Origin of the sequence: Poseidonocella sp. HB161398, from assembly GCF_005870025.1 — a bacterium.
GTDB lineage: Bacteria > Pseudomonadota > Alphaproteobacteria > Rhodobacterales > Rhodobacteraceae > Mangrovicoccus.
The window spans coordinates 1-25,604 of sequence record NZ_VATA01000076.1; the positions used below are offsets into that span (position 1 = coordinate 1).

Here is a 25,604-nt window from a genome sequence, read left to right on the forward strand (position 1 = left end):
CGAGGCGAAGGTCGCCTGCGACCAGCCCAGCAGCGCCGAGAGCATCTGCCCGGTGGCGTTCATGTCGTTGTCGATCGCCTGCTTGCCGGCCAGGACCAGCTGCGGCTGCTCCTCCTCGACGAGTTTCGCGAGGATCTTGGCGACGGCGAGCGGCTCGATGTCCTGGTGGACGTCCTCGGCGGCCTCGACCAGGATCGCCCGGTCGGCGCCCATGGCAAGCGCGGTGCGCAGCGTCTCCTGCGCCTGCTTCACGCCGACGGAGACGGCGACGATCTCGGTGGCGACGCCCTTCTCCTTGAGCCGGATGGCTTCCTCGACGGCGATTTCGTCGAACGGGTTCATCGACATCTTGACGTTGGCGAGGTCGACACCGCTGCCATCCGCCTTCACGCGGACCTTCACGTTGTAGTCGATCACCCGCTTGACGGGCACGAGGATCTTCATTTTCTGTCTCCTTGAACTTCCCCGGTGCCGGCCTCGGCCGGGCACCGGTCTGCGCGCACCTTCTGTCCGGACGGTGCCGCCGCCGCGAGACGGAAGCCGGTTCAGACTTCCGTGAAATCGCGGACCATGGCTTTGCGCCGGATCTTGCCGAAGCCGTCGCGGGGCAGGCTAGCGCAGAGTTGCATCACCTTCGGCACCTCCGCCGGAGCGAGGCGACCGGACAGGAAGGCGGCGATCTCGGACGGATCGGGATCCGTCCCGGGCTTCGGCACGATGCAGGCGACGACCTTCTGGCCCCAGTCGCGGTCCTCGATCCCGAAGACCACCGCGTCGGCCACCTCCGGATGGGCAAGGAGCGCGGCCTCGATGCGTTCGGGATGGACCTTGACCGCGCCGGTATTGATCACGTCGTCGCAGCGCCCGTCGAGATAGAGGTAGCCCTCGGCATCGAGCCGGCCCATGTCGCCGATCGACTGGAAGCCCTCGGCGTCGCGCCGCGGCGGCGGGGCATCCGGACCGACATAGTTGCTGCGCCCCGCGGCGCTGTGCGGCCGCATGAAGATCTCGCCGGACTGGCCCGGCGGCAGGAGGCGCCCGGCGGTGTCCTTGATCCGGATGTCGGTCTCGAAGCCGCGGCCGACGGAGCCGCGATGCGACAGCCATTCGGTCCCCGAGATCACCGTCTGCCCGGTATTCTCGCCCGAGCCGTACATCTCGAAGACCCGCTCCGCGCTCAGCCGGTCGATCCAGGCCGCCTTCAGCCAGTCCGGACAGGGGGCGGCGGTGTGGTAGAGCGAATGCAGGCTGCCGAGGCTGGCGCCGCTCTCCTCCAGATGGTCGAGCATGCGCACCAGCATGGTCGGCACCGCCATGACGAAGCCGACGCCGAAGCGGTCGATCGCCTCGAGCGCGCGGAGCGGCTCGAACCGCTCCATCAGGATCACGCGGTTGCCCTCGAAGAGGCCGTTCTGCGCCCAGGTCAGCGGCGCGTTATGCGACAGCGCGCCGAGCACCAGCTGGGTCTGGTCGGTGCGGAAGCCGAGCGCCGGGGCCACCTTGCCCCAGCTCGCGCCGGGAATGCGGGTGAAGGGCTGGTCGTCGCACATCATCTTGGGCAGGCCGGTCGAGCCGCCCGAGAGCACGATCTTGCCCGGGCAGGAGACCGCGTCGGCCACCGGAGCGCCCTCCGAAGCCCCGGCCGCCGCCATCAGCGCGGCGATGCCGAGATCGCCCTGCCCCGGTGCCGTGCCGATGCGCAGCCGCGCGCGGGCCCGGTCCTTCATGGCCGCGGCCGCCTCTTCGGGCAGGCGCGGATCAAGCACCATGGTCGTCGCGCCGAGCCGCCAGACGGCCAGGGTCAGCGCGACATGCGCCACGCCGTTCGGCAGCCCGTAGGCCACCACGTCGCCCTGTCCCGTGCCATGGCCGGCCAGCACCCGCGCGACACGGTCGACGAGCGCGTCGAGCGCGTCCCAGCCGAGCGCCTCCTCGGAGCCGTCGGCCCGCAGGACGCGCAGGGCCTCGGCCGGGCCGCGCTGGCGGGCCAGCTCCCGCAGCCGGGCGCCATAGGTCACGGGACGGGACATGGTCAGACCTCCTCGAACAGGATGTCCTGCGCGCCTTCCCACAGCACCTTCGGCCCGATCTCGGCCAGCCGGTCCAGGTTGGAGGTCAGCGTGATGAAGTGGTTGCCCGCGAGCTGCCCCATCTTGGAGGCGAACTGCACGCCGCCATAGGCCAGCAGGATCTCGGTCTCGCTGATGCCGCCGGGATAGAGCACGAACTGGCCCGGCGCGGGATAGCTGGTGTGGTTCTCGTAGCCGACGCCGAAATCGGTTTCGCCCAGCGGGATCCAGACGCCCTCGCCCGACCAGCGGACATGGACGACCTTGGAGCGGTAGGGCATCTGCGCGCGGAAGGCGGCGACGGTCTGCGGCGCGGCGTCTTCGAAGCGGGCGTCGAACTCGATCCCGGCGATGGTGACCTTGAGGGGCATTCTGTCTGTCTTTCCTGGGTTAGTTGGCAAGGCCGGCGAGCCGCGGCAGGAGCAGCGACACGGCGGGCACGAAGGTGACGAGGACGAGCATGGCGAACATGCCCAGAAGCGGAAGGGCCAGCCGCCGCGACACTTGCAGCACCGAGCGCCCGGCCACCGAGGAGGCGACGAAAAGCGCGATGCCATAGGGCGGCGTGACCGTGCCGATGGCGCAGTTGAACACCACCAGCAGCGAGAAATGCAGCGGATCGACCCCGAAATGGGTGGCGATGGGCAGGAGCACCGGCACGAGGATCAGGATCGCGGCGATCGTCTCCATGAACATGCCGACGACCAGGAACAGGATGTTGGCGATGATCAGGAAGGCGAAGCGGTTCGGCGCGACCGAGGTGATCCAGTCGCCCAGGAGCTGCGGGACATTGGCATTGGCGATCAGCCAGGAGAAGACGCTGGCCGTGCCGATGATCAGCATGACCGCCGCGCTCAGCGAGACCGAGCGCAGGATCAGCGACGGCAGGCGGCGGAAATCGAGGTCGCGGTAGACGAAGCCGCCGATCACCAGCCCGTAGAAGCCCGCGACGGCGGCGGCCTCGGTGGGGGTGAAGACGCCGCCGAGGATGCCGCCGAGGATGAAGACCGGCATGCCCGCCGCGGGCAGCGCCGCCCAGCCGGTGCGCAGCAGGCGGGCCAGGGTGAAGGGCTCGGTCTCGCGGTAGGCCGGGCCGCCCTTGCGGGCATGCAGCCAGGATACCGCCATCAGCATCGCGATGCAGGCCAGCCCCGGCAGGACGCCCGACAGGAACAGCGCGCCGATCGACACGTTGGAGACGACCGCGAGGATCACCATGGTCAGGCTCGGCGGGATCACCTGCGCCAGCGCGCCCGCGCAGGCGATGACCCCGGCGCCGAAATCCGTGTCGTAGCGGCGGCGGCGCAGCTGCGGCTGCATGATCGCCGAGATCGCCGCCACATCCGCCGAGCCCGAGCCCGAGATCGCCGCCAGCCCGGCCGCGGCCACGCAGGACACCTGCAGCAGGCTGCCGACCATCCAGCCGATCAGCGCCGAGGCGAAATCGACGATCCGCCGCGAGATCCCGCCGGCATCCATGATGACGCCGCAGAAGACGAAGAACGGGATCGCCATCAGCGTGAAGCTGTTCAGCCCGGCGAAGACCCGCTGGCTGACGATGGTCAGCGGCACGTCGGTCGTGGCCATCAGCGTGATGACCGCCGAGGCGCCCAGCACGAAGACGATCGGGACGCCGAGGGCCAGCAGCCCGAAGAAGGCAAGCGCGATGACGGCCATCAGGCGGCCTCCTCGTCGATGGAAGGTTCGGGGAAGGGATCGGACCAGCGCTGCACCAGCGCCAGCAGCACCTCGAGCGCCATGTAGGCCGCCCCGGCGGGCAGGCACATGTACATGTACTTCATCGGGATCTGCAGCGTCGGCGAGGTCTGGAAGCCGCCCAGCTTGATCAGCGGCCCGGCATTGGTGCCGAGCACCCAGAGAAAGCCCAGCGTGACGGCGGCGATGACGGCCAGCAGCACCCGCTGCACCCGCAGCGGCATCGCGGCCGGAAGCATGTCGATGGCGACATGCTGGCTGCGCGCGATGGCGACGCCGGAGCCCAGCAGCACCAGCCAGATCTGGCAGAAGGTCGCGATCTCCGAGGCCGGGGCGACCGGGTAGCCGAAGAGGTAGCGGCCGCCGACCTGCACCAGAACCGACGCCATCATCACTGCGAAAAGCGCGATGACGACGGCCGAGACGGCGCGGCGCAGGGGCAGGCAGAGGCATTCGATCAGGCGGATCATCGGGACATCTCGCAAGCAGGGCCCGGCCGGGATCGCACCGGCCGGGCGGAGGGGCTCAGGCCGGGATCACTCGACCGCCTGGACGAGGTCGAAGATCTTCTTCTGCGCCTCGGACTGGACGAACTCGGCCTGGATCGGCGCGGCGGCCTCGCGGAACGGCGCCAGCTCGGGACGGGTGACGGTCACGCCGGCCTCTTCGAGCTTGCCGAAGGTCGCCTCGTCGCTGTCGCGGTAGGTCTTGCGCTGGAAGCTGCCCGCCTCGGCCCCGGCCTCGTCGAGCGCGGCCTTCACGTCCTCGGGCAGCGCCTGGTAGGCGGCCTCGCCCATGATCACCGGCGCGACCAGCTCCAGCCAGCCGACCATCGCCCAGTCGGGCGCGACCTCGTAGAACTTCTTGGCGTAGTAGTTGGTATTCGCCGCCTCGGCGCCGTCGACCACGCCGGTTTCCAGCCCGCCATACAGCTCGGTATAGGCCATCGGGGTCGGGTTGGCGCCGAAGGCCTTGAAGGCCTCGACATGGGCCGGGTTCTGCATCGTGCGGATCTTCAGCCCGTCGAGATCGGCCATGGTCTCGACCGGGGTCTTCGACATGATGTGGCGCGTGCCCGCCGAGAAGAAGGTGATCAGGTGGAAGCCCTTGGCCGCCAGGCTGTCGGAGACCGCGGCGACCACCGCCGGATCGGCCAGGGCGCGGTCCATCTGCAAGCTGTCCTTGAACAGGAAGGGCAGCGAGAAGACCGAGAGGTCGGGGTCGAAATTGGCCAGGGTCTCGTTGGCGGTCACGGCGATGTCGACCGTGCCGATCTGGGTGCCCTGGATGCTCTCCATCTCGTCGCCAAGCTGGGCATTGGCATAGACCTCGATCGCGGCTTTGCCGCCGGTCGCGTCCTTCAGGAGCTCGGCCATCTTCTCCATTCCGAGGCCGTAGGGCTCGTCGGCATTGGCGTTGTGGCTGGCCTTCAGCACGATCTCCTGCGCGAAGGCGGCGGGGGCCGCCAGCGCGGTCGCCGAGGCGAGGCAGAGGGCGAGAGTCGTCAGTTTCATGGTCTTGTCCTTGTCACTCACTGTTGGTCTCGGGCGCCCGGGATCAGTCCCAGGTCGTTGAGGATGGCCCGCAGGCGCGCCCGCGGCGCCTCGGGCAGCGGCAGGCGCGGCGGGCGCGGATCGCCCATCGGCCGACCGGTCATCGCCATCGCCGCCTTGGTCGCGGAGACATAGAGGTCCCCGGCCAGCGCGTTGATCAGCGGCAGCGATTGCAGGTAGAGGGCGCGGCCCTCGTCCCAGGCGCCGGCCTTCGTCTTCTCGAAGGTCTCGGCGGAAAGCCGCGGCGCGATGTTCGACATGACCGAGGAATAGCCCTCGGCCCCCGCCAGGTAGCTTTCCCAGGGGTAGTAGCCGGCGAAGACCGTCATCCGCCCCTTGCACTGGTCCAGCAGCTCGGTGACGCGGTGGACGTTCTTCGAGGTGTCCTTGATGTAGCGGATGTTGTCGATTTCCGAGAGCCGCGCGACCAGCGGCGCGGTCAGGTCGACATTCGCCGTGAACGGGTTGTTGTAGAGCATCACCGGGATCGACAGCGCCTCGGCCACCTTGCGGAAATGGACGACCAGCTCCTCTTCGGTGGGGCTGGAATAGTAGGGCGGCACCAGCATCACCCCGTCCGCGCCGAGCGCCTCGGCCTCGCGCGACAGCGCCACCGCCTCGTCGGTCCATTCGGCCGCCGTGCCGATCAGCACCGGCACCCGCCCGGCGGCCCGGTCGATCACCGTGGTGGCGACGGCCGTGCGCTCGTCGCGGGTCAGCGACAGGAACTCGCCCGTCGAGCCCAGCGGGATCAGCCCGTGCACGCCCTCTTCGATCTGCCAGTCGACATAGGCCCCCAGCGCCTCGTGATCGACCGCGCCTGCCGCGTCGAAGGGCGTGACGCATACCGTGTAGCTGCCTTGGAACCCCATCCGGTCCTTCCTGATCTTTGTGATCCAAACCTGTTGCATTTATCCATGACTTGATCAGATATGGTGTCAACTGGCAGTTTTGCGATCTAGCTTTCTGCCGTCATGGAACACGGAGACCCCCATGCCCTTCATCGAAGTCACCGACTCTGGTCCGGATCAGGAAAAGCGGGCGATTGCGGCCTCCGGCATGACCGATGGTCTGTGCCGGGCCTTCGGAATCAAGCCGGAAATCGTGACCGTCTATTATAATTCGGCCCCCTGCTATTCCTACGCACATGCTGGAAACTTCGGCGAAAATGCCGAAATCTTCCGCATCTTCATAAAGGTGCACGCCTTCCCGCGCGACGCCGCGATGAAGGCCGACGCCGCCCGCGCGATCACCGATGCCGCCGTCGCCGCCTATGGCGCCGCGCCGAAGGAGGTCATCGTCTACTTCTTCGACACCCTGCCCTCCGACGCGTTCCACGCCGGCGCCGCGCAGGGCTGACCCGGACAAAATCTGATCAAATCCAGAATCCCGACAGGAGACCCCCATTGGACCGCTTTCTGAGTGAAGAGTGCCGCATGGTGCGCGACACCGCCCGCCGCCTCGCCGAGGACGTCGTCGCCCCCGCCGCCGCCCGCATCGACCGCGAGGACGTGTTTCCCCGCGACATCTACACCGCTCTGGCCGAACAGGGCCTGTTCGGCGTCGCGCTGCGCGAAGAGGCCGGCGGCGTCGGCATGGACGCGCTGACCGCCTGCGTCGTGATGGAGGAGATCGCCCGCGGCTCCGGCGCGGTCGGCAATGCCTTCGCCATCCCGGTCGAGGCGGCGCTCTTCCTCGACCATCACGGATCGGACCATCACCGCCAATGGATCCCCGGCATCCTCGAGGGCAGCGTGATCCCCGCCACGGCCGTGACCGAACCCGATCACGGCTCGGACGTGGCCGCGATGAAGACCACCGCCCGGCGCGAGGGCGACGAGTATGTGATCAAGGGCACCAAGGCCTGGGTCACCTTCGGCCAGGTCGCCGACATCGTCATGGTCTTCGCCAAGACCGACCCTGACGCGGGGCACAAGGGCATCTCCTGCATCCTGGTCGAAACGGATCGCCCGGGCGTGATCCGCGGCAAGTCCGAGGATCTGCTGGGCATGCACGGGCTGGCGGAATGCCAGATCACCTTCGACGAGGTGCGCGTCCCCGTTGCCAACCTGGTCGGACCCGAGCACGGCGCCTTCAAGATGGCGATGGAGAATTTCAACTTCTCGCGGCTGATGATGTCCTCGATGGCACTCGGCATGGCGCAGGCGGGGATGGAAGACGCGGTCGCCTATGCCACCGACAGGAAGCAGTTCGGCAAGCCGATCTTCCAGCACCAGGCGATCCAGTTCATGATCGCCGACATGGCCAAGGACATCGCCGCCGCGCGGCTGCTGATCCATCACGCCGCCCGGCTCTACGACATGGGCCAGCCGATCGCGATGGAGGCGGCGCAGGCCAAGCTCTTCACCACCGACATGGCGCAGACCCACATTTCCAATGCCTTGCAGATCCATGGCGGCAACGGCTATTCCCGGGAATACCGCGTGGAACGCCTGTTCCGCGATGTCCGGCTCAGCCAGATCTACGAAGGCACCAACCAGATCCAGCGCATGATCATCGCGCGGCAAGTGGAGAAGCAGTACGCATGAGCCTCTGGTACGAAGACATCGAGATCGGCCGCGTCCTGCAGACCGCCGAGCACGAGATCACGGAGGCCGATATCGCGGCCTTCTGCGACCTCACCCGCGACCATCACCCGCTGCACACGGATGCGGACTATGCCCGCGCCCAGGGCTTCCCCGGCATCATCGCCCACGGGCTCTACGGGCTGGCGCTGATGGAGGGGCTGAAGACCGAGCTGAAGCTCTACGAGGAAAGCTCCATCGCCTCGCTGGGCTGGAACGAGGTGCGCTTCGCCCGGCCGGTCGTGGCAGGCGACCGCGTCCATGTGGAAATGCGCTTCACCGCCAAGCGCCCCAGCTCCAGCCGCCCCGCCGGGATCGTGACCGAGGCGGTCGATCTCTGCTTCGCCGACGGCACGCGGGCGATCACCGCGGAGCATGTCTCCCTCGTCAAGTCGCGCGGCTGAGGAGGCGCAGATGGCACAGGATGGCGGCCAGAATTCGGTCGAGCAGGCAGCGCAGCGGATCCGCGACGGGATCCTGACGGGCGAGTTCACCTCGGGGGCGCGGCTGAAGACGGCCGAGCTCGCCGCCCGCCTGGGCGTCTCCACCATGCCGCTGCGCGAGGCGCTGAGGAAGCTCGAGGGCGAGGGGCTGGTGGAGATCGAGCCCAACCGCGGCGCCACCGTGCGCCAGCTCGACCAGGGCTTCGTCAGCGACCTCTACGAGCTGAACACCGAGATCCGCATCTTCTCCGTCCGCCGCGGCATGCCCGCGCTGACGCTGGAGCGGATCCGCGAGCTGGAGGCGCTGGCCGCCGCCTATCGCGGCCATCTGGAGGCGGGCGAGGACGAGGCGGCGCTGCTGGCCAACCGCCGCTTCAATGTCCGGCTGGTGGAATTCGGCGGCAACCGCGAGGCGCTCCGGGTGTTCGAGCGCGGCTGGGACATCATCTTCTCCTTCCGCCGCAGCTTCGGCTATGGCAGCGGGCGGCGGCGCATCATGGCCGACGAGCTCGAGCTGCTGCTCGAGGCGATGCGGCGGCAGGATCTGGTCGCCGCCGAGGCGATCCTCAGGATGCAGAACGCGGCGATGATGGACGATCTGGTCGCCCGCCTGCCCGGCAAGGGCTGACGCGCGGCCCCCGCCGCCAGGGCCCTGGCGGAACCGGCGGCGCAGGCCGCCGGTGCAGCCGCGGCCCCGGGCGCCTCGATGGCGCGCGGGACCGCTCCCCTTCGACCCTCCGGGGTCAGCCCGGGAAGGCCGCCGCGCTGATCTCGCGGGCCAGGTACTGCCCCTGCCCCGGCTGGCCGGTCACCGCCCCGTCCAGCATGATCGTCCGCCCGCGCAGCATCGTGCGCACCGGCCAGCCGGTGATCTGCATCCCCTCATAGGGGGTGTAGTCGCAGCCATCCTGCAGCAGCGCATGGGTCATCGTCACCTCGCGGGCCGGATCCCAGAAGGCCAGGTCGGCATCCGCGCCGATGGCGATCGCGCCCTTCTTCGGATAGAGCCCGTAGAGCTTCGCCGGATTGGCCGCGGTCAGCTGGACGAAGCGCTCCGGCGTGATCCGCCCCTTCGACACGCCCTCCGAGAACAGGACCGGCATCCGCGCCGCCACGCCGGGAATGCCGTTCGGCACCCATTTGAACGAGCTCCGCGCGCCCGGCACGTCCTTGCCCGCGCTGTCCTCGAAGCGGAACGGGCAATGGTCCGAGGAGAAGATGTCGAAGGTCCCGTCGCGCAGCCCCTGCCAGATCGCGGCCTGGCTGTCGGTGTCCCGCGGCGGCGGCGAGCAGACGTATTTCGCCCCCTCGAAATCCATGTCCAGCCCCTTCAGGTCGTCGCGGGTCAGCGCGATGTATTGCGGGCAGGTCTCGGCGAAGACCGGGCGGCCGCGGCGGCGCGCCCACTGGATCTGCTCCATCGGCTCGCGCCCCGACACATGGACGATGACGATCGGCACGTCGGTCAGCTCGGCATGGCTGATCGCGCGATGCGTCGCCTCCCGCTCGGCGACCACGGCATGGCTTTCGGCATGGTAGTAGGGCGCGGTCTTCCCCGCCTCCTCCAGCCGCCGCGTCATGTACCTGATCGCGTCATGGCCCTCGGCATGGACCATCACCAGCGCCTGCTCGCGCCGCGCCGTGTCGAAGACCTCGATCAGCTCGGCATCGTTCAGCACCAGGTCGTCATAGGTCATGAAGACCTTGAAGGAGGTGTAGCCGTCGCGGATCAGCGCGGGCAGCTCCTGGCCCAGCACCTGCGGCGTCGGGTCGGTGATGATCAGGTGGAAGGACACGTCCGTGTGGCACTTGCCCTCGGCCTTGGCGTGATAGGCCTCGACCGCGGCGCGCAGGCTCTGCCCCTTCTCCTGCAGGGCGAAGGGCAGGATCGTCGTGTTGCCGCCCGCCGCGGCCGAGCGCGTGCCGCTCTCGAACCCGTCGGCCAGCACCGCGCCGCCGCCCTGGGGCTGGTCCAGATGGACATGGGCGTCGATGCCGCCGGGCAGCACCCAGAGCCCCGCGGCGTCGATCTCCTCGGCGGCGGGACCGACCTCCTCGGCGATACTGGTGATGCGCCCGTCCTTCACGCCGATCTGAGCGTCGAAGCGGTCGGAGGCGGTGACGATGCGGGCATTGCGGATGGCCAGGTCGAGCATGGCGGCGGTCCTGTCGTGTCGGTCGGAAAAAAAGGGGCGGCCCGGATGCGGCCGCCCCCATTGTCAGTGCTGCGCGATCACTCCGCGGTCATCGCGGAATAGAGCGCCTTCTGCCCGTCGGTCGTCAGCTCGCTCTCGTAGAGCGGCTGGGAGGCGGCCTTGAACGGCGCCAGGTCCGGACGGGTGATGTTGACGTCGAGCTCCTCGAATTTCTCCAGCAGCGGCGCCTCCTGGTCGATCACGTACTGGCGCTGCCAGACGGCGCTTTCATGGCCGGCCTCCATCAGGTCGGCCTGCACGTCCCCGGGCAGCGCGTCGAAGGCCGCCTTCTGCATCACGATCGGCGCGGCCATGTTCAGCCAGCCGACCAGCGCGTAGTTCGGCGCGACCTCGTAGAACTTCATGCCGTCATAGCCGGTCGAGGCGCCCTCGGCCCCGTCGACGACGCCCGACTGCAGCGCGCCGTAGAGCTCGGAATAGCTCATCGGCGTCGGGTTTGCGCCGTATTCCCGGAACGCCTCGACATGGACCGGGTTCTGCATGGTGCGGATCTTCATGCCTTGCAGATCCTCGATCGAGTTGACCGGCTCCGAGGTCATCAGGTTGCGGATGCCCGAGGAATAGACCGCGATCAGCTGGAAGCCAGCGGCATTCGCGTCGGCCTGCATCAGCTCGAAATTGGCGTCGATCTTCTCGCCCAGCCCCTCGATCGTCGGGAACAGGAACGGCATGTCGAAGACCTTGTACTCGGACACGTAGTTCGACAGCATCGCGTTCGACACCATCGCCATGTCGAGCGAGCCCAGCATCACGCTTTCCACGATCTGCTGCTCGTCGCCGAGCTGGCCGCCGGGGAAATCTTCCAGCGACACCGCGCCGCCGGACTTCTCGGCGAGGATCTCGTTCATCTTCTGCAGGCCCATGTCCTGGACCTCATTGGCGGCATTGGTATGCGCCACCCGCAGCGACTGCGCCTCGCCCATCGCGGGGGTCAGCAGGGCAGCGGAGGCAAGAAGGGCACTGAACAATCTGTTGGACATTGGATTTTCCTTGGATCTCGGTTTCTTGTTGGGGAGGAGGGACGTCTTGCGGCGGCTGCGTCAGGGCATCAGCAGCGAGGGCAGCCAGAGCGACACGGCCGGGACGAAGGTCACCAGCATGAGCACCGCCAGCATGCACAGGAAGGGCAGCCAGACCCGCCGCGACACCTGCTCGATCCGGCGCCCGGCGACGGCCGAGGCGACATAGAGGCAGATGCCGTAGGGCGGCGTGATCAGGCCGATGGAGAGGTTGAGCGCGACGACGATGCCGAACTGCATCGGGTCGATGCCGAAGCTCTGCGCCACGGGCAGCAGGATCGGCAGCAGGATCAGGATCGCCGAGATGCTCTCCATGAACATCCCGACGAAGAGCAGCAGCACGTTGACGATCAGCAGGAACACGATCGCGTTGCCGGTGATGCCGGTGAGCCAGTCCTTCAGCAGCGCCGGAAAGCCGGTCGAGGCGATGATCCAGGTGAAGACGCTGGCCGTGGCGATGATGATCAGCACGGTGGCCGAAAGACCGACGGCGCGCAGCAGGATCGCCGGCACGTCGGCCAGGGTGATCTCGCGGTAGACGAAGAGGCTGATCGCCAGCGTCGCGAAGAGCGCGATGCAGGCCGCCTCGGTCGCGGTGAAGATGCCGCCGGTGATGCCGCCGATGATCACCACCGGGATCGCCAGCCCGGGCAGCGCGTCGAGGAAGGCGCGGCCGAGCTTGCCGAGGCTGAACGCCTCGCGGTCGCGGCCCGCCTCGCCCTGGCTGCGGGCGAAGAGCCAGCAGCCGGTCATCAGCCCGGCCATGATCAGCACGCCCGGCACGATGCCGCCGAGGAACATGCCGCCGATCGACTGGCTGGCGGTGATGGCGATGACGATCATCACGATCGAGGGCGGGATGACCGAGGCCAGCGACCCGGCGGCGGCGATCACCGCGGCGGCAAGGTCGATGTCGTAGCGGCGCTTCTTCATCTCGGGGATCATCACCGAGCCGATCGCCGCCGTGTCCGCCGAGCCCGAGCCCGAAATCGCCGCCAGCCCCGCGCCGGTGACGATGGACACCAGGTAGAGGCTGCCGGTGATCCAGCCGACCAGCGCCGAGGCCAGCGCGACGAAGCGGCGGGCGATGCCCCCGGCCTCCATCAGCAGCCCGGAGGCGACGAAGAACGGGATCGCCATCAGCGAGAAGGAGTTGAGCCCGCCATAGATGCGCTGCGCCACGATCGAGACCGGCGCGGTGGTGGTCAGCTCGATCGCCAGGAGCGCCGCAATGCCGAGCGCCAGGACGATCGGGATGCCCGAAATCAGCAGAAGGATGAAGCCGCCGGCCGCCCAGATCATTGCGCCGCCTCCCCGGAGGCCAGCCGCGACACGCCCGACAGCACGAATTCCAGCAGGAAGTAGCCGAAGCCCACGGGCAGCGACAGGTAGGGCACCGCCATCGGCAGGCCGGTCGCCGGGCTGTGGATGCGCAGGCCGATCGCCACCAGCGCCATCGACCCGACGATCACCGCGGCCATGAACCAGATGCCGAGCGCCAGCCCGCCGGCGGCGAACACCTTCTGCACCGGCGCGGGCGCCTTGCGGATCAGCACGTCGACGCCGACATGCGCATTGGTGCGCATCGCGATCCCGGCGCCGAGCAGCACCAGCCAGATCTGCGCGAAGGTAGCGGTCTCCTCGCTCCAGGCGATGGAGTAGTTGAAGACGTAGCGGCCGGAGATCTGGATCAGGATCGCGCAGGCCATGTAGCCCAGCAGCACCAGAGCGAGGATGTCGACCAGGCGCCGCAGGCCCCAGAGTCCGCAGATCAGCGGCCGGAGCAACGGCGGCCGCCCCTCGAGCGGGGGAAGAGGTTGGAGAAAGGCGGTCCGCTCGGCCATCGGGAAGCTCCTGTCTGCCGCAGATAGAATGGCACAACCTGAACGTGTCTTTCGTGCCTACGGCCACCCTACTGTCAAAGCGGACGGGATGAAGGAAGCCGTCTATTAAGAAATTGATAGCTACTATTTAAAGCCCACTTTCCATGAATATTCTCTTCGCTTTCCCGGTAGTCTCTTCGCCAGGGCGCTTCGCGAAGCGCCTAGACAATGGACGGAACCGCATGAACAGCCTGAAAATAAAGCACACCCCCCGACCCGCCTTCGGACTCGCCTGCTGCCTGCTCGGCCGGGCAGAGTCGGTCCTGCTCGCCCGGGCGGCCGGATTCGGCTTCCTCGTGATCGACATGGAGCATGGCCCGCTGGGGCTCGACGCGCTTGGCCAGGCGGCCGCGGCGGGACTGGCGGCGGGGATGCCGGTCTTCGGCCGGGTGACAGGGCCGGCTTCGCCCGATGTGGCGCGGGTGCTCGACTGCGGCGCCACCGGGGTGATCGTGCCCCATGTCGACACGCAAGCCCAGGCGGCGGCGGTCGCCCGGGCCTGCCGCTTCGCGCCCACCGGCGCGCGCGCCTTGCCCGGCCCGCTGCCGGCGCTTGGCTACCGGGTGCTGCCCGCGGCGGATCTGGCACGGGAGGCGGAGGCCGGCACGCAGGTCATCGCCATGATCGAGAGCGCCGAGGGGCTGGAGAATGCCGCGGAGATCGCCGCTGTGCCGGGGATCGACATGCTGATGATCGGCTCGAACGACCTTGCCGACGGGCTGGGACGGCGCGGCCAGCTTGGCCATCCGGACGTGGCGCGGGCCTTCGCCCGGATCGCGCAGGCAGCGCAGGCCGCCGGGAAGGGCTTCGGCGTGATGGGGCTGCCGCCGGAGCTGGTCCCCGGGCTGGCAGCGGCGCTCGGCGCGGGGCATGTGGTGGCGACCAACGACACCAACCTGCTGGCCGAAGGCGGTGCTGCGCTGCTGCGGGTGCTGGAGGCATCGCTGGCAGACGCGCAGTAGCGGCCCGGGACTGCGAAGGGCCGGTCCGCCGGTTGCGCTGCATCTGCCGGCGCTGGCCCGGCGAAGGACGGCCATAACGTCTGCGGCAGCAGGGCGGGAGCAGGTGCATTTTCCCCCGGCGCGGGAGTTCGGCTATGCCGGGGCGGGTACAGACCCATTGGAGATCGCAGTTTCCCCCGGGCGAGAAAATGTCCGGGACTGCCTGCCCTTCCGCGTCCGGGGTCGCCTTCAGCGGTAAATGGCGGCGTCCGCCAGTCGGCCTGAGCTCTGCCGGGCAGGAGAGCCGATGGTCGCGCTGCCGGCCACATGCGCTTCGCGCATCTAGGGCGGTCGGCCCGGTCCGCCAGCATGCCCTTGGAGATGCAACGCAAGAGAGATCTGCGGCAGGTGCAGGCCCTTGCAGAGGCGGCGGGGCAATGGCCGCGGCACGTGTCCTCAAGGTCCCACCCCTGCGCTGGCAGGGTGCTGAAAAATGTCCTCAGCGCGTCATCGAGATGGAAATCGTTCCGGATTTGGCCAGGGCCGCTTCGGGCAATGAGCAAGCCCAGCTGCCTTCGGGACGATTTTCCCAATTTGATCCGCAGCTTCCGTGGCCGGGCAGATGTTTTCAGCACCCTGCCGGGACCAACGGGAGCATGCATCTGCGTCCGGCCCCCGATGGATCGGCCACCGTCCGCCATTGCGGGTCGGGCGGCAGACCGTGAGCCCCCCGGAGAGCTAGCGGGCCGGGCCGGCGATGGCAGCGGCGATATCGGCCAGAAGCGTCTCGGTGCACTCGGCAAAGGCCCGGATGAAGCGCTTGGTCTGGCGGCTCGGCTGCTTGGTGCGCGACAGTACCGCCGACAGCTCGAAGCTCAGCTCCGGGCGGTAGGGCCGGATCGCCAGCCCCGGGCGCAGCACCGCATAGGCCGAGAGCTCGTCGATCAGCGCGACGCCGCGGCCATGGGCGACGATGCGCGACGCGGCGTTCATGAAGCGCGTCTCGATCGAGGGATGGTAGTCGACGCCGCTCTTGCCGAAGCTCTCGGCAATCATCAGTCCGATGCGGTTGGCGACCTGCGGCCCGGCCAGCGGCCGCGGATCGAGATCCTTCGGCGTCACCTCGGACAGCTGCGCCAGCGGGTCGTCCTCCTGGCAGAGGCAGACCGCGCGCAGCGTGGCGATGCGCTGGTATTCCAGCGCGTGGTGCTCGTAGGGGGCGATGACGAAGGCGACATCGGCCAGCCCGCTCTCGACCACCTGCAGCACGCTGTCGAGCGGCCGGGTCTCCAGCGAGATCTGGATGCCCGGCGAGCGGTTGGCGAAATCAGCGATCACCTTCGGCATGATCGCCTCGGAAAGCTCGGCGGTGGAGGCGATGCGGATCCGCCCGATCCGCCCGGCCTGCAAGTCGGCGGCGCGCTGGTTGACCGCGTCGCGCAGCAGGAAGAGCGGCTCCGCCTCCTCCAGCAGGATCAGTGTCTCGGCGGTCGGCGACAGCCGGTTCGAGACGCGCTCGAAGAGCGGAAAGCCCAGCACCGTCTCGACATGGCGGATGGTGTTCGACACCGAGGGCTGGGACATGCCCAGCCGCTCCGCCGCGCCGACGGTCGTGCGGTACTGGACAACGGCGCGCAGGACTTCGAGCTGTCTGAGGTTGAGCATGGTCTCCTGCGGTCCGTGAGGGCCGCTCAGCTCCTGGTCAGGCGGATGCGGTGGAAGTTCCTGACCTTGCCGGTGAACGGGCCGAAGCCCTTGATAGCGTCGAATTCCGGGGTTTCATAGGCCTCGGGACCGGTAATGGTGTAGATCGCGACATGGCGCGGCCCGCCTTCGAGGCATTTCTCGCGCCGCGCATCCAGCCAGCCGGGACAGGCCAGGATATCCGGCACATGGGTGGTTTCGTACCACTCGTCGAAGGCGGCCTCGTCCTCGGGGTCGACATCGACGAACACGATATGGGTCTGGGTCACCGGGACACCTCCAGGCAGGGTTGAAGCGCCGCCATCAGCGCCGCGGTCTCGTCCGCGGAGATGGCGGGGGTGGGCGCGCGGCAGCTGGCGCTGTCGATGCGGCCGAGCGCGGCCAGCACCGCCTTGAGCCGCGCCGCCGCAAGATGGCCGGGGGCGGCATAGACCAGCCGCGCAAGCCCGTAGATGCGCGCGTGCAGGTCGCGCGCCGCCTCGATCCGGCCCTCGCGGACATGGGCATCCAGCGCGGTGACCGCTTCGGGGATGACGGCGGCCAGGCTGACCGCGCTGCCGTCCGAGCCGATCAGGAAGCAGGGGAAGAGATGCTCGTCCCCCGAGGCCATCACCGCCACCTCCGGACGCAGGGCGCGGGCGATGCGGCGGGTGCCCTCATAGGCGCGGGTCTCCCAGGAGCCTTCCTTGATGCCCGCGACGGCGCCGATCTCCAGCAGGCGCGCGAGCAGCTCGTCGCCGTAATGCAGCCCGCCCGAGCCGACCGAGCCCTGGAACAGGTAGATCGGCGCGCCGGTGCCCTCGGCGATGCCGCGGTGATGGGCGACGACCGCGCGCGGATCCGGCCCCAGCGCCCAGGAGAAGGGCGCGAAGACCATGATCGCATCGGCCCCGGCGTCCAGCGCGGCCTGCCCGTCCGCCACCGCCTGCGCAGTGGACTCGGCACCGACCGCGGCCAGCAGCCGCGCCTCCGGCAGGGTGGCGCGGGCCAGCCGCACCACCTCGGAAGCTTCCTCGCGGGAGAAGTAGACCCCCTCCCCCGCATGGCCATTCAGCAAGAGCCCGGCCAGGCCCGAGGTGGCCCCGACCTGCGCGAAATGCCGCTCCAGGCTCGCCATGTCGAGCGCGCCGTCTTCATGCATCGGCGCGATCGTGGCGGCGTAGATCCCGCCGGCGGTCACAGCTGTCCGGCCTCGGCGAGCGCCTTGCGCACGCCCTCGACCACGGCGTCCGGCTGCGGCAGCAGCGGCAGGCGCGGCGCGGAATTCTTGATGACCCCCATCAGCCGAAGCCCGTCCTTCATGCGGGTATGCATGTCGATCACCGGAGCCGGCCCGTAGATCGCGCGCACCACTGGATAGAGCCGGTCATTGGCCGTGCGCATCGCCGCCAGATCGCCCGCCTCGGAGGCGTCCCACAGGTCCTTCAGCAGCCCCGGGGTCAGCGAGGCGAGCCCCGACAGGATGCCGTCGCCGCCAAGCGCGACCTGGGCGAAGAACCAGTGGAAATTCGACGGCAGGATCGCGACATCCGGCGCCGCCGCCTTGATGGCGCGGCGGTTCTCGTCATAGGCCAGCAGCGTCGCGGAGCCCTCCTTGACGGCGATGACCTCGGGGATCTGCGCCATTTCCGCGAGGACCGGCGTCGAGAAGCCGAAGCCCGAGGCGATCGGGAACTGGAAGACCGAGAGCGGCATCGCGAGCTCGCCCGCCAGCTTCTCCATGAACTTCACCGGTGCGGCAGTGTTGGCGTTGCCGCCGCCCAGGGCCTCGGCGGGGAAGATCACCGCGACATCGGCCCCGGCCTCGCGCGCGGCCCCGGCCTGCGCCACGGCATCCGGATAGCCGGTGGGCACGACGCCGGCCAGCAGGACCCGGTCCGGGCCGATCTGGTCGCGGGTACGCTTGATGACCTCTGCCCGCTCCTCGGCGGTCAGCGCCGTCGCCTCGCCGGCATGGCCGTTGACGAAGACGCAATCCGTCGTCGCGGGCTGCGCGCAGTGGTCGAGCACGGCGGCGTAGCCGTCCCAGTCGATCGCGCCGGCCTCGTCGAAGGGCAGCACCGTGGCCACGGTGATCCCGCGCAGGTCTTTTCCGGTGATGGTCATGGTCAGCTCGCTTTCTTGCGGGGGAATTTCAGGGTGGCGTCGACCTTCAGCACCTCGGTGCCGTCCTGGTTGCGGGCCGAGGCGGCCCAGTCGACGGTGCGGGCCTCCTCGTCCTTGGCGGCAACCCAGAGCTCGAAGGTCAGCGTGTCGCCGTAGCGCACAGCCCCCGTGAACCAGAAGCAGTCGCGGATCGACACGCCGAGCGTGCCGACCAGTTCCGCCGAGAGGATCGAGGTGCAGATGCCGCCGACCAGGATCCCCGGCGCCAGCCGCTCGCCGAAGCGGGTGGTCGTGGCATAGTCGTCATCGACATGGACCGGGCCGAAATCGCCGGTGGCCGCGACATACATCGCGCCGTCGGCCTCGGTGATCGTCTTGGTGATCGACACCCGGTCGCCGACCGTGATGTCGTCGATGGGGCGCAGCTCATACATCGGCGGCCACGCGGCCCAGCCGGGCCTCGCCCTCGATCACCGTCTCCGCGCCGGAGGTGCCCGTCAGCTCGAAGGCGATGGCGCCATCGGCCGAGGCGACCGTCGCGGTCGCGGCCAGGGTCTCGCCGACCGCGAGCGGACGGGCGAAGCGCAGCGACACCGCCTCGATCCGCCAGCCGGGCCCGGCGACCCGCGCCATGGCGGTGGAAAACAGGCTGCCCGCGGCGATCTCGAACACCGCCATGTCGGCCAGCCCGGCGGCCTGCGCCTTCACCCGGTCGACATGCAGCGGGTCCATGTCCCCGGAAATCCCGGTATAGAAGCCCTGCTCGGCCACGGTCATCGTCTTGCGGAAGGTGACGGAGGCACCGGTTTCGATCTTGGTCATGGGTCTGCTCACAGGGTCAGGCCGCGCTTGATCACGGAACGCGCGATCAGCATGCGGTGGACTTCGGACGTGCCGTCATAGATGCGGGTGACGCGGGCATCGCGGTAGATCCGCTCCAGCGGCAGGTCCTTGGCGAAGCCGGAGCCGCCGAAGACCTGGATGCCGCGATCGGCCACCCGGCCCAGCATTTCCGAGGCCATGACTTTGACCATCGAGACCTTGTCGCGGGCGTCGATGCCCTGGTCGACCTCCCAGGCGGTGTTCATCACCGCCATGCGGGTCGCGAAGATCTCCATCGCGCTGTCGGCGATCATCTGCTGGACCATCTGGAACTCGCCGATCGGCTGGCCGAACTGCTTCCGCTCGGCGGCATGGGTGCGCATCATCTCGAGGACGCGGCTGGCCATGCCCACGGCGCGCGCGCCGATATGGCCCAGCCGGATGCCAGAGACATTGGCCATCATCACCTTGAACCCGTTGCCGACCTCGCCCAGCACATTGCCCGCGGGGACGCGGCAGTTGTCGAAGGCCAGCTCGGCATGGCCATAGCCGCGATGGCCCATCATCGGCTGCTTGCCCACGACCGAGAAGCCCGGCGTGCCCTTGTCGACCAGCAGCAGCGAGATGCCGCCGCGCGCGCCCTTCTCGGCATCGGTCACCGCCATGACGATGACGTAATCGGCGATGTCGCCGTCCGAGATGAAATGCTTGGTGCCGTTCAGCACCCATTCGCCGCCGTCGAGATGCGCCTTCGTGCGGATCGCCGCCGCGTCGGAGCCCGCGCCCGGCTCGGTGATCGCCATGGCGCAGATCTTCTCGCCATTGACCAGCGGATACAGGTACTTCTGCCGCAGCGCCTCGTCGGCCAGCTGCTCCATCATCGGATAGCACTGGCCGAAGATCCGGCGGATCAGCGCGTCCGAGGTCTGGCCCAGCTGCTCTTCGACGAGGCACATGTCGAGAACGCCGAGGCCCGCGCCGCCGACCTCCTCGGACATGTTCATCGCATAGAGCCCCAGCGCCTGCGCCTCGGCTTTCACCTGCGCCAGCTTGGCGGGCGGGATCTCGGCATTGGCCTCGGTCTCGGCCTCCAAGGGCTGCACCCTGTCGCGGATGAACTGGCCGACCGTTTCGGTGACCATCTTCATCTCGTCGGAAATCGTGAAATCCATCGCTTGTCTTCCTGTCCTGCCTCAGACGCTCATGCGGTCGGTCTGGGCCACGGCGCCGCCCTCGAGCAGCGCGTCGATTTCGGTTTCTGAAAAGCCCGCCTCGGCCAGCACGTCGCGGGTCTGCGCGCCGAGCGCCTGCGGCGGCAGCCGGACCTCGGCCGCAGCGCCGTCGATGCGGATCGGGCTGCCGATCAGGGTCATCGCGCTGCCGTCGCGGGTCTCGGTGTCGATCAGCCCGCCCAGATGCGCCAGCTGCGGGTTGCCGCGCAGGCTGTCATAGTCGCGCACCACCTCGTGCCAGACGCCCGCCGCCTCGAGCTTGGGCAGCGCCTCGTCCATCGCCATTTCCGCCATCGCCGCGGCCACGGCCGAGCTGACCTCGCCGCGGCGGTCGAACCCGTCCTTGTCGGAGAATTCCGCGATTTCAGGCAGTTCCAGCGCTTTGCCGATCTGCGAGGGCGTCGACATGGAGATCATCACATGGCCGTCGGTGCAGGCATAGATGCCGTAGGGGCCCGGGCTGAACCAGTTGGCCATGCCCTTCTGCCCGCGCGGCCCGGCGCGTTCGGCGCCGTTCAGCCAGGCGGTGACCGACTCGCCCTGCAGGTCGATCGCCGCCTGCAGCATGTTGACCTCGACGCGGCGGCCCTTGCCGGTGCGCCCGCGCTCCAAGAGCGCCGCGAGGATCCCAGCCACGGTCAGCGCCGCGGCATGGTGGTCGATCGGCACCGAGCCGACGGCGACCGGGCCGGTCTCCATGCTGCCGGTATGGGCGGCGAGCCCGGTCATCGCCTGCAGCAGGATGTCCTGTCCGGGACGCCTGGCATAGGGGCCGTCCGGGCCGAAGCCGGTGGTGGCGGCATAGACCAGCCCGGGGTTGATCCCGCGCAGCACGTCCTCGCCGAGGCCGAGCTTTTCCAGCGTGCCGGGGCGGAAGTTCTCCATCACCACATCGGCGGTCGCGACCAGCCGCTTCACCGCGGCGATGCCCTCGGGCGATTTCAGGTCGACCGCGATCGAGCGCTTGTTGCGCCCGGTGGTCATGTGGTTGACCGAGATGCCGTCGACGAAGCGGTTGCCGACCGCCCAGTTGCGCTGGAAGGCGCCGGTCAGCGGCTCGACCGCGATCACATCCGCGCCGAGATCGCCCAGATGCTGGGCCGCTGCCGGACCGGAAAGGAAATGGTTGAAACTGAGAACCCTGATGCCGTCTAACGCGCCCATAGGCCGTACCCCGCTGTCTGTTGCCGGGACCCTAGGCCGGGGGCGTCGCCGCGTGAATATCAGTTTCTATGCTAAAAACCGGCCAAGAATTCAGATTTCAAATACTCTTTCCGTCCCGGCCGACGCTGTTCCGGACTGTCCGGCCGGTGCAAAATGTCGGCTTTCTCCCTGTTTTCCAGGCAGAAAGCCGCGCCAGGTATGCGGGGGCGCGAGATCGGTGAAACCGGGGCGGCCCGCGCTCCTCCCGCCGGCATCCCGGAGCCCAGCCCGGCAAGGTCCCGCATGCGGCAAAGCTCCCGCCCGACATCCCGAGGCCCCGCGAATGCTGTTTCGCCGCGTCCATCGACAGGACCCCGCCGGGCCGTCAGGCGGTGAGTCCCGCTTCCGCAGGACCGGGCGGCAGATCGACGGCCGACGCGGCCTGCCCGGCCACGGCTCGTGCCGCGGGCGAACCCGCAGCAGCGGACGGCCAAGCGCACGGAGGTTAAGGGCAAGCGTGAGAGACGCCCCTGCGGCGCAGCCGGTGACACGCCGCGGGACGCGGAGGCCCGTGCTCCGAGGAAGGCCTTCGGGGGCCGGAAGAGCGCGCGCCCGGACCATGCCGGGCGCCCGTCAGCCCGGCCTTGCTGCCGGGAAACAATCGCCGGGGCCGGAACGGGCCATCCGTCCCTCGAATCCCGATCAGCGACCCCGCACCGGGCCTGTCATAGCCGCACTCGGTCTGAAATCGGGCCTGGATGTCGAAGGACACGCAATGGACGGGCAGCAGGCGCGAAATGCCGACTGCCCGGAACCACGCGATTGTCTCGTCGACGGCCGGCCTCTCGGGGTAGACAAGGTTGAAACCGCCGATGACGGCGTGCAGCTCCTGGCCGGTCACCGATTTCGCGCGGGTGCATATGTTGCAGATCCCGCGATGCGAACATCCGGTCAGGACGACCGCACCTGGCGGACCTGACGGCGCGCGCGGTGCCGGTCGTGTCGCGAATGTGGTGGAAATTGCCGAGCGGCATGCTCCGGGCATTTGAGATTGGCTCCGTTCAGGCGGCGAGGTCAAGGGACATCGGCTCGAGCAGCCGAGAGAGAGGTTCCCATCCGTCGATCTTGCGCATCCGCTGCCCGGCAGCGGTTTGCCTGCAAAACGCGAGAAGAAGGATCTGCCCGGAAACCAGCAGCGCCCGGAGCAGCATCCAGCAGGGCCTCTTGGCGAAGGGCGTCGCAATGCCGCTCTGATGTCTTTTTTCAAGGGGCGGGCCACGCGATTTGAAACGCCCGGGCGTTCGTTGTGGTCTGGACGCCCAAGGGGGGCACGAGGTCCGAAGGCGTCGGGGAACAAGCTCTGATGCGCGGGCTGGATACCGCAGGAGCGATTGTGCGTCTCTATTCCTGTCTTGCGGCGGGCGTCGGCGCGAAGCTGGCCGCTCAGCGAGTGCCGGATAGTCCCCTGCCGTCGGCCTCGCGCCCGCCATTGGGCGCGTCGGGGAGCGCGCTCAGCGCGCGGGCTTGGTGCGGCGGGCGATGTCCCGCATGAACGCCGCCAACTCCCGCGCGATTGCCGCGGTGACGACGGTCGGTTTCCTGCCGCGCGGGCTGTGCTTGCGATACCGGGCCGTCAGGCGGGAGTGCGCCTTCCACGCAGTGCCCTGACCCTCCGGCGACTGCTCTTCGAGGATGAAGAGCTTCCGCGCGCCCGGCCGTGCCTGCAGGCGGCAGGTCCAGGCCCCCTCGATCAGCTTGTGCCGCACGCGGGCATTGCCCGCGCGGGTGATGCCGCGCCCGATCGTTGCCGGTCGAGCCTCCGCCCGGCACGAGCCCGATTTAGGCCATCAGCTTCACAGGTGTCTCGAACCGCCGCACCTCGCCGATCCCGGCCATGAAGATGACGGCGCTGATCAGCCCGACGCCCCGCAGCGCCTGAAGCGCGTTCCCTGCCGCGAGTGTCCAGTCCGGCAGCAGGGCCTCGATGTGCCCGGCCAGCGGCTCCAGCCGCTCCGGGGCATTTCGTTCCGCCTGCAACATTGCCTGCAGCGCGATCTGGTGCGCCGGGGGATCGACCGCCAGGCTCTGCAGCCAGCGCCGATAGCGCATCGTCCACGGCCTGGAGCGTTGATGGACCCGCCCGTGACGCAGAACGAAGGCCGTGACGGGCTGGCGCTTGCGGCGCTGATCCTCCGCGGCGCTCTGCCGGGCCCGGACCAGACCGCGCATCGCCTCATGCGTCCAGACCGGGGTCAATTCTCCGGCACGCGGAAGGCGCGCAAGACGCCGGGCATCAAGCCGACCGGTCCCGACCCGCTCTCCGGCCCTGACCGGGATCGGGGACGGCGCGACCACGCAGCACGCGCAGCCGGCCGGCCCAGCCTCGTCGCAGGCCGAGATGTCACCTCGCCCGGCAAGCGTCTTCAGCAGCTTGCCGACGCTGGCGGGTGGGTTCTCGAACGTGCCAAGGCCGAGAACCTCGTCCCCTCGCTCTCTACCCGCGATCGCGACCGCAAGCTTGTCCCTGGACACATCAATTCCGGCGCAGATCGTTCCATGGGCGTTCAGCATGTCGTCCTCCATCGCAAACGGACGGCCCCCGCCGCCCCGCGATCAGGATGCAGACTGATCCGGCAGGGCCGGGCCGGTGAAAAAGACATGCGGTCTTGCGGGGAATTGCGGTCATCAGCTGACTTGCGCAACAGCGCCCTCCGGACCGGTGGCGGGCACGCCCCGCGCTTTCCGCGAGCATGCGGAGCTCCATCACCGGTCTGGCCATCGGGGCATCCTTCGCTTCGGCCTGGCGTCAGCACCCCGACGGCAACCGCCAGCTGCACCGCGCCTCGGGACGCAATCCGTGTCGGCTTGCCTGTTGGCCAACAGACGTATAGCACCGATTACAAGGCTCCTGCCCCAAGGCTCGGATAAAAGATTCACAACTCGGTAAAATTGGAATTTGGATCTTACAACGGCTTCGCAAGATCGAAAAAAACACCATGACAGACGACAATGAAACGATAACTTACGTACTGCGCTGTCACAGCGTGTCTACCCTGCCCAAATTAAAAACAGCGCTATTGAGTGTTGCCGCTCAATCCTACCATTCTGCACGAGCTCTCGTGGCGGTGCAAGATTTGCCCGACAGTTCCCTGACTCAGATCACCTCATCAATTCGCGAACTGCAGGACAGGTGCAAATTGGATGTGGAAGTGAGGAACTTCTCATTTCCGCAACCGGGCGATCATAGAGGCGCACTTTTAAACAGAGCTTTGGATGTTTTGGAAAGCAGGTATGTCGGATTTCTAGATTACGATGATATTGTCTATCCAGATCACGCGAAAACCCTTATTCAAGATATTTCCCGCAGCAAAGATCCAAGTGTCTCAGCCAGTTTTGGAGGCTGCACGCTAGCTTTTTATGACGACCTTCTCGAAGGTGAGATCAACATCACAGGAAAGCGTGTTTTCTCGTCAAACCCATCTGTTTCCTCTTGCCTAATCGCAAATTGCTTCCCTATTCATTCATATATTGTTGACCTGCGCCGCTTACAGAAAGTTCCAAGATTTGACGAGGAATTTCATTTGTACGAGGACTACATATTCCTTCTGGAACTTCTGGAGTCATATCCCGTCTCAACGAATTGCGCCACAATACCGCTGTGCGAGTACCGACTGAATAATAACAATTCGAATACAGTTTCTGTAGAAAGCGAATCCGCCATTCAAGATCAGAACAAGAATGATCTTTGGGCAAGCCGATTAGAGCGCATTGAAAAAATGAAAATTGGACGATCATTTCGAGTTCCATACAGTGAGATCGTGGAACCATCTGACAATTCCCGTTTATCTAGGCAACCCTTCCTGAGAGGGTTATTAGTTTGCAGCATTGCCAAGAGCATTCGCAAGAAGTACGGCGAGGCGGAAGCGGGAAAGTTCTTGACGAATCCCAAGCGTTATTCTCGGTCGCTCCCTTCGGAAAAGCGTTCTCTATCAATGAAGATCTTCTTTTAACGAGCTGCTGAACAGCACTGCCATGTTGACGAGCTTTGTTGCGCAAAGGCCGGGTGAGGGATTCATCTTGCGAATCCAGCGTGGTAGCTGGTCTGCATGAGCAGACCCATCCCGCCGAGCTACAAGACCAAGAACTGGCCGGCCTACAACGAAGCGCTGAAG

General features: G+C 67.7%; 25 protein-coding genes and 3 pseudogenes. 6 read left to right on the top strand and 22 right to left on the bottom strand.

The window, feature by feature from the left end:
* The 7 genes and pseudogenes from FGX59_RS31425 to dapA form a co-directional block, all read right to left on the bottom strand.
* A pseudogene (locus FGX59_RS31425) lies at window positions 1-444 on the bottom strand (electron transfer flavoprotein subunit beta/FixA family protein); the annotation flags it as partial.
* 101 nt (window positions 445-545) lie between these two features.
* On the bottom strand, window positions 546-2,030 hold the full coding sequence (locus FGX59_RS31430) for an AMP-binding protein (protein ID WP_138471833.1): 1,485 nt from the start codon (window positions 2,028-2,030) through the stop codon (window positions 546-548).
* Window positions 2,031-2,032: 2 nt separating this feature from the next.
* A complete protein-coding gene (locus FGX59_RS31435; protein ID WP_138471835.1) occupies window positions 2,033-2,440 on the bottom strand; it encodes a DUF3830 family protein in 408 nt (135 codons plus the stop codon).
* Between the two features lie 19 nt (window positions 2,441-2,459).
* On the bottom strand, window positions 2,460-3,746 hold the full coding sequence (locus tag FGX59_RS31440; protein ID WP_138471837.1) for a TRAP transporter large permease: 1,287 nt from the start codon (window positions 3,744-3,746) through the stop codon (window positions 2,460-2,462).
* Complete coding sequence (locus FGX59_RS31445) at window positions 3,746-4,255, bottom strand: TRAP transporter small permease (RefSeq protein ID WP_138471839.1); 510 nt, start codon at window positions 4,253-4,255, stop codon at window positions 3,746-3,748. The genes FGX59_RS31440 and FGX59_RS31445 overlap by 1 nt, the downstream gene beginning before the upstream one ends.
* A 66-nt stretch (window positions 4,256-4,321) precedes the next feature.
* Window positions 4,322-5,299, bottom strand: a complete 978-nt coding sequence (locus FGX59_RS31450) for a TRAP transporter substrate-binding protein (protein WP_138471841.1) — start codon at window positions 5,297-5,299, stop codon at window positions 4,322-4,324.
* Between the two features lie 17 nt (window positions 5,300-5,316).
* Window positions 5,317-6,210, bottom strand: a complete 894-nt coding sequence (gene dapA, locus FGX59_RS31455; protein WP_138471843.1) for a 4-hydroxy-tetrahydrodipicolinate synthase — start codon at window positions 6,208-6,210, stop codon at window positions 5,317-5,319.
* Between the two features lie 121 nt (window positions 6,211-6,331).
* On the opposite strand from dapA, the gene FGX59_RS31460 reads away from it, so the two are divergent.
* The 4 genes from FGX59_RS31460 to FGX59_RS31475 are packed head-to-tail and all read left to right on the top strand — an operon-like array spanning window position 6,332 to window position 8,994.
* Window positions 6,332-6,697: a hypothetical protein gene (locus FGX59_RS31460; RefSeq protein WP_138471845.1), complete on the top strand. Its 366-nt coding sequence runs from the start codon at window positions 6,332-6,334 to the stop codon at window positions 6,695-6,697.
* Window positions 6,698-6,744: 47 nt separating this feature from the next.
* Entirely contained in the window at window positions 6,745-7,887 is a 1,143-nt protein-coding gene (locus tag FGX59_RS31465) for an acyl-CoA dehydrogenase family protein (RefSeq protein WP_138471847.1), read from the top strand.
* Complete coding sequence (locus FGX59_RS31470) at window positions 7,884-8,327, top strand: MaoC family dehydratase (RefSeq protein WP_138471849.1); 444 nt, start codon at window positions 7,884-7,886, stop codon at window positions 8,325-8,327. Before FGX59_RS31465 ends, FGX59_RS31470 begins: the two co-directional genes overlap by 4 nt.
* A gap of 10 nt (window positions 8,328-8,337) precedes the next feature.
* The gene (locus tag FGX59_RS31475; protein WP_171060916.1) at window positions 8,338-8,994 is read left to right on the top strand and encodes a GntR family transcriptional regulator; all 657 of its coding nucleotides are present in this window, start codon (window positions 8,338-8,340) and stop codon (window positions 8,992-8,994) included.
* Between the two features lie 115 nt (window positions 8,995-9,109).
* Here the strand turns inward: FGX59_RS31475 and hydA are convergent, their stop codons facing one another.
* The 4 genes from hydA to FGX59_RS31495 all read right to left on the bottom strand — a co-directional run bounded on the left by hydA (window position 9,110) and on the right by FGX59_RS31495 (window position 13,445).
* Window positions 9,110-10,522: a dihydropyrimidinase gene (gene hydA, locus FGX59_RS31480; RefSeq protein WP_138471852.1), complete on the bottom strand. Its 1,413-nt coding sequence runs from the start codon at window positions 10,520-10,522 to the stop codon at window positions 9,110-9,112.
* Between the two features lie 77 nt (window positions 10,523-10,599).
* A complete protein-coding gene (locus FGX59_RS31485) occupies window positions 10,600-11,562 on the bottom strand; it encodes a TRAP transporter substrate-binding protein (protein ID WP_138471854.1) in 963 nt (320 codons plus the stop codon).
* A 60-nt stretch (window positions 11,563-11,622) separates the two neighbouring features.
* Window positions 11,623-12,903: a TRAP transporter large permease gene (locus FGX59_RS31490; protein WP_138471856.1), complete on the bottom strand. Its 1,281-nt coding sequence runs from the start codon at window positions 12,901-12,903 to the stop codon at window positions 11,623-11,625.
* Window positions 12,900-13,445, bottom strand: coding sequence for a TRAP transporter small permease (locus FGX59_RS31495; RefSeq protein WP_138471857.1), 546 nt, complete (start codon window positions 13,443-13,445; stop codon window positions 12,900-12,902). Before FGX59_RS31495 ends, FGX59_RS31490 begins: the two co-directional genes overlap by 4 nt.
* A 221-nt stretch (window positions 13,446-13,666) precedes the next feature.
* Here FGX59_RS31495 and FGX59_RS38985 point away from each other — a divergent pair, with 221 nt between their 5' ends.
* Window positions 13,667-14,446 (top strand): aldolase/citrate lyase family protein, encoded by a 780-nt coding sequence (locus FGX59_RS38985; protein WP_305036046.1) that lies wholly within the window; start codon window positions 13,667-13,669, stop codon window positions 14,444-14,446.
* A 717-nt stretch (window positions 14,447-15,163) separates the two neighbouring features.
* Here the strand turns inward: FGX59_RS38985 and FGX59_RS31505 are convergent.
* From FGX59_RS31505 to FGX59_RS37855, 10 genes and pseudogenes are all read right to left on the bottom strand, one after another.
* Entirely contained in the window at window positions 15,164-16,090 is a 927-nt protein-coding gene (locus tag FGX59_RS31505; protein ID WP_138471859.1) for a LysR family transcriptional regulator, read from the bottom strand.
* 26 nt (window positions 16,091-16,116) lie between these two features.
* On the bottom strand, window positions 16,117-16,398 hold the full coding sequence (locus tag FGX59_RS31510; RefSeq protein ID WP_138471861.1) for a DUF4286 family protein: 282 nt from the start codon (window positions 16,396-16,398) through the stop codon (window positions 16,117-16,119).
* Window positions 16,395-17,309, bottom strand: a complete 915-nt coding sequence (locus FGX59_RS31515; protein ID WP_240722814.1) for a dihydrodipicolinate synthase family protein — start codon at window positions 17,307-17,309, stop codon at window positions 16,395-16,397. The genes FGX59_RS31510 and FGX59_RS31515 overlap by 4 nt, the downstream gene beginning before the upstream one ends.
* Window positions 17,306-18,235: a dihydrodipicolinate synthase family protein gene (locus FGX59_RS31520; protein ID WP_138471863.1), complete on the bottom strand. Its 930-nt coding sequence runs from the start codon at window positions 18,233-18,235 to the stop codon at window positions 17,306-17,308. The genes FGX59_RS31515 and FGX59_RS31520 overlap by 4 nt, the downstream gene beginning before the upstream one ends.
* A gap of 2 nt (window positions 18,236-18,237) precedes the next feature.
* Window positions 18,238-18,669 (bottom strand): MaoC/PaaZ C-terminal domain-containing protein, encoded by a 432-nt coding sequence (locus FGX59_RS31525; RefSeq protein ID WP_138471865.1) that lies wholly within the window; start codon window positions 18,667-18,669, stop codon window positions 18,238-18,240.
* Window positions 18,662-19,057 (bottom strand): MaoC/PaaZ C-terminal domain-containing protein, encoded by a 396-nt coding sequence (locus FGX59_RS31530; protein WP_138471867.1) that lies wholly within the window; start codon window positions 19,055-19,057, stop codon window positions 18,662-18,664. The genes FGX59_RS31525 and FGX59_RS31530 overlap by 8 nt, the downstream gene beginning before the upstream one ends.
* An 8-nt stretch (window positions 19,058-19,065) precedes the next feature.
* Window positions 19,066-20,229 (bottom strand): acyl-CoA dehydrogenase family protein, encoded by a 1,164-nt coding sequence (locus FGX59_RS31535; protein WP_138471869.1) that lies wholly within the window; start codon window positions 20,227-20,229, stop codon window positions 19,066-19,068.
* A gap of 21 nt (window positions 20,230-20,250) precedes the next feature.
* Complete coding sequence (locus FGX59_RS31540) at window positions 20,251-21,453, bottom strand: CaiB/BaiF CoA-transferase family protein (RefSeq protein ID WP_138471871.1); 1,203 nt, start codon at window positions 21,451-21,453, stop codon at window positions 20,251-20,253.
* 1,040 nt (window positions 21,454-22,493) lie between these two features.
* Window positions 22,494-22,643, bottom strand: a pseudogene (locus tag FGX59_RS37850) (hypothetical protein); the annotation flags it as partial.
* A gap of 300 nt (window positions 22,644-22,943) precedes the next feature.
* A pseudogene (locus FGX59_RS37855) lies at window positions 22,944-24,003 on the bottom strand (transposase).
* A 425-nt stretch (window positions 24,004-24,428) separates the two neighbouring features.
* On the opposite strand from FGX59_RS37855, the gene FGX59_RS31555 reads away from it, so the two are divergent.
* Window positions 24,429-25,442 carry a glycosyltransferase family 2 protein gene (locus FGX59_RS31555; protein WP_138471875.1) on the top strand — a complete coding sequence of 338 codons (1,014 nt, stop codon included), beginning with the start codon at window positions 24,429-24,431 and terminating at the stop codon, window positions 25,440-25,442.
* Here FGX59_RS31555 and FGX59_RS38290 read toward each other — a convergent pair.
* On the bottom strand, window positions 25,422-25,604 hold a 183-nt coding region (locus tag FGX59_RS38290; protein ID WP_206078493.1), incomplete at its 5' end, for a hypothetical protein. The genes FGX59_RS31555 and FGX59_RS38290 overlap by 21 nt on opposite strands.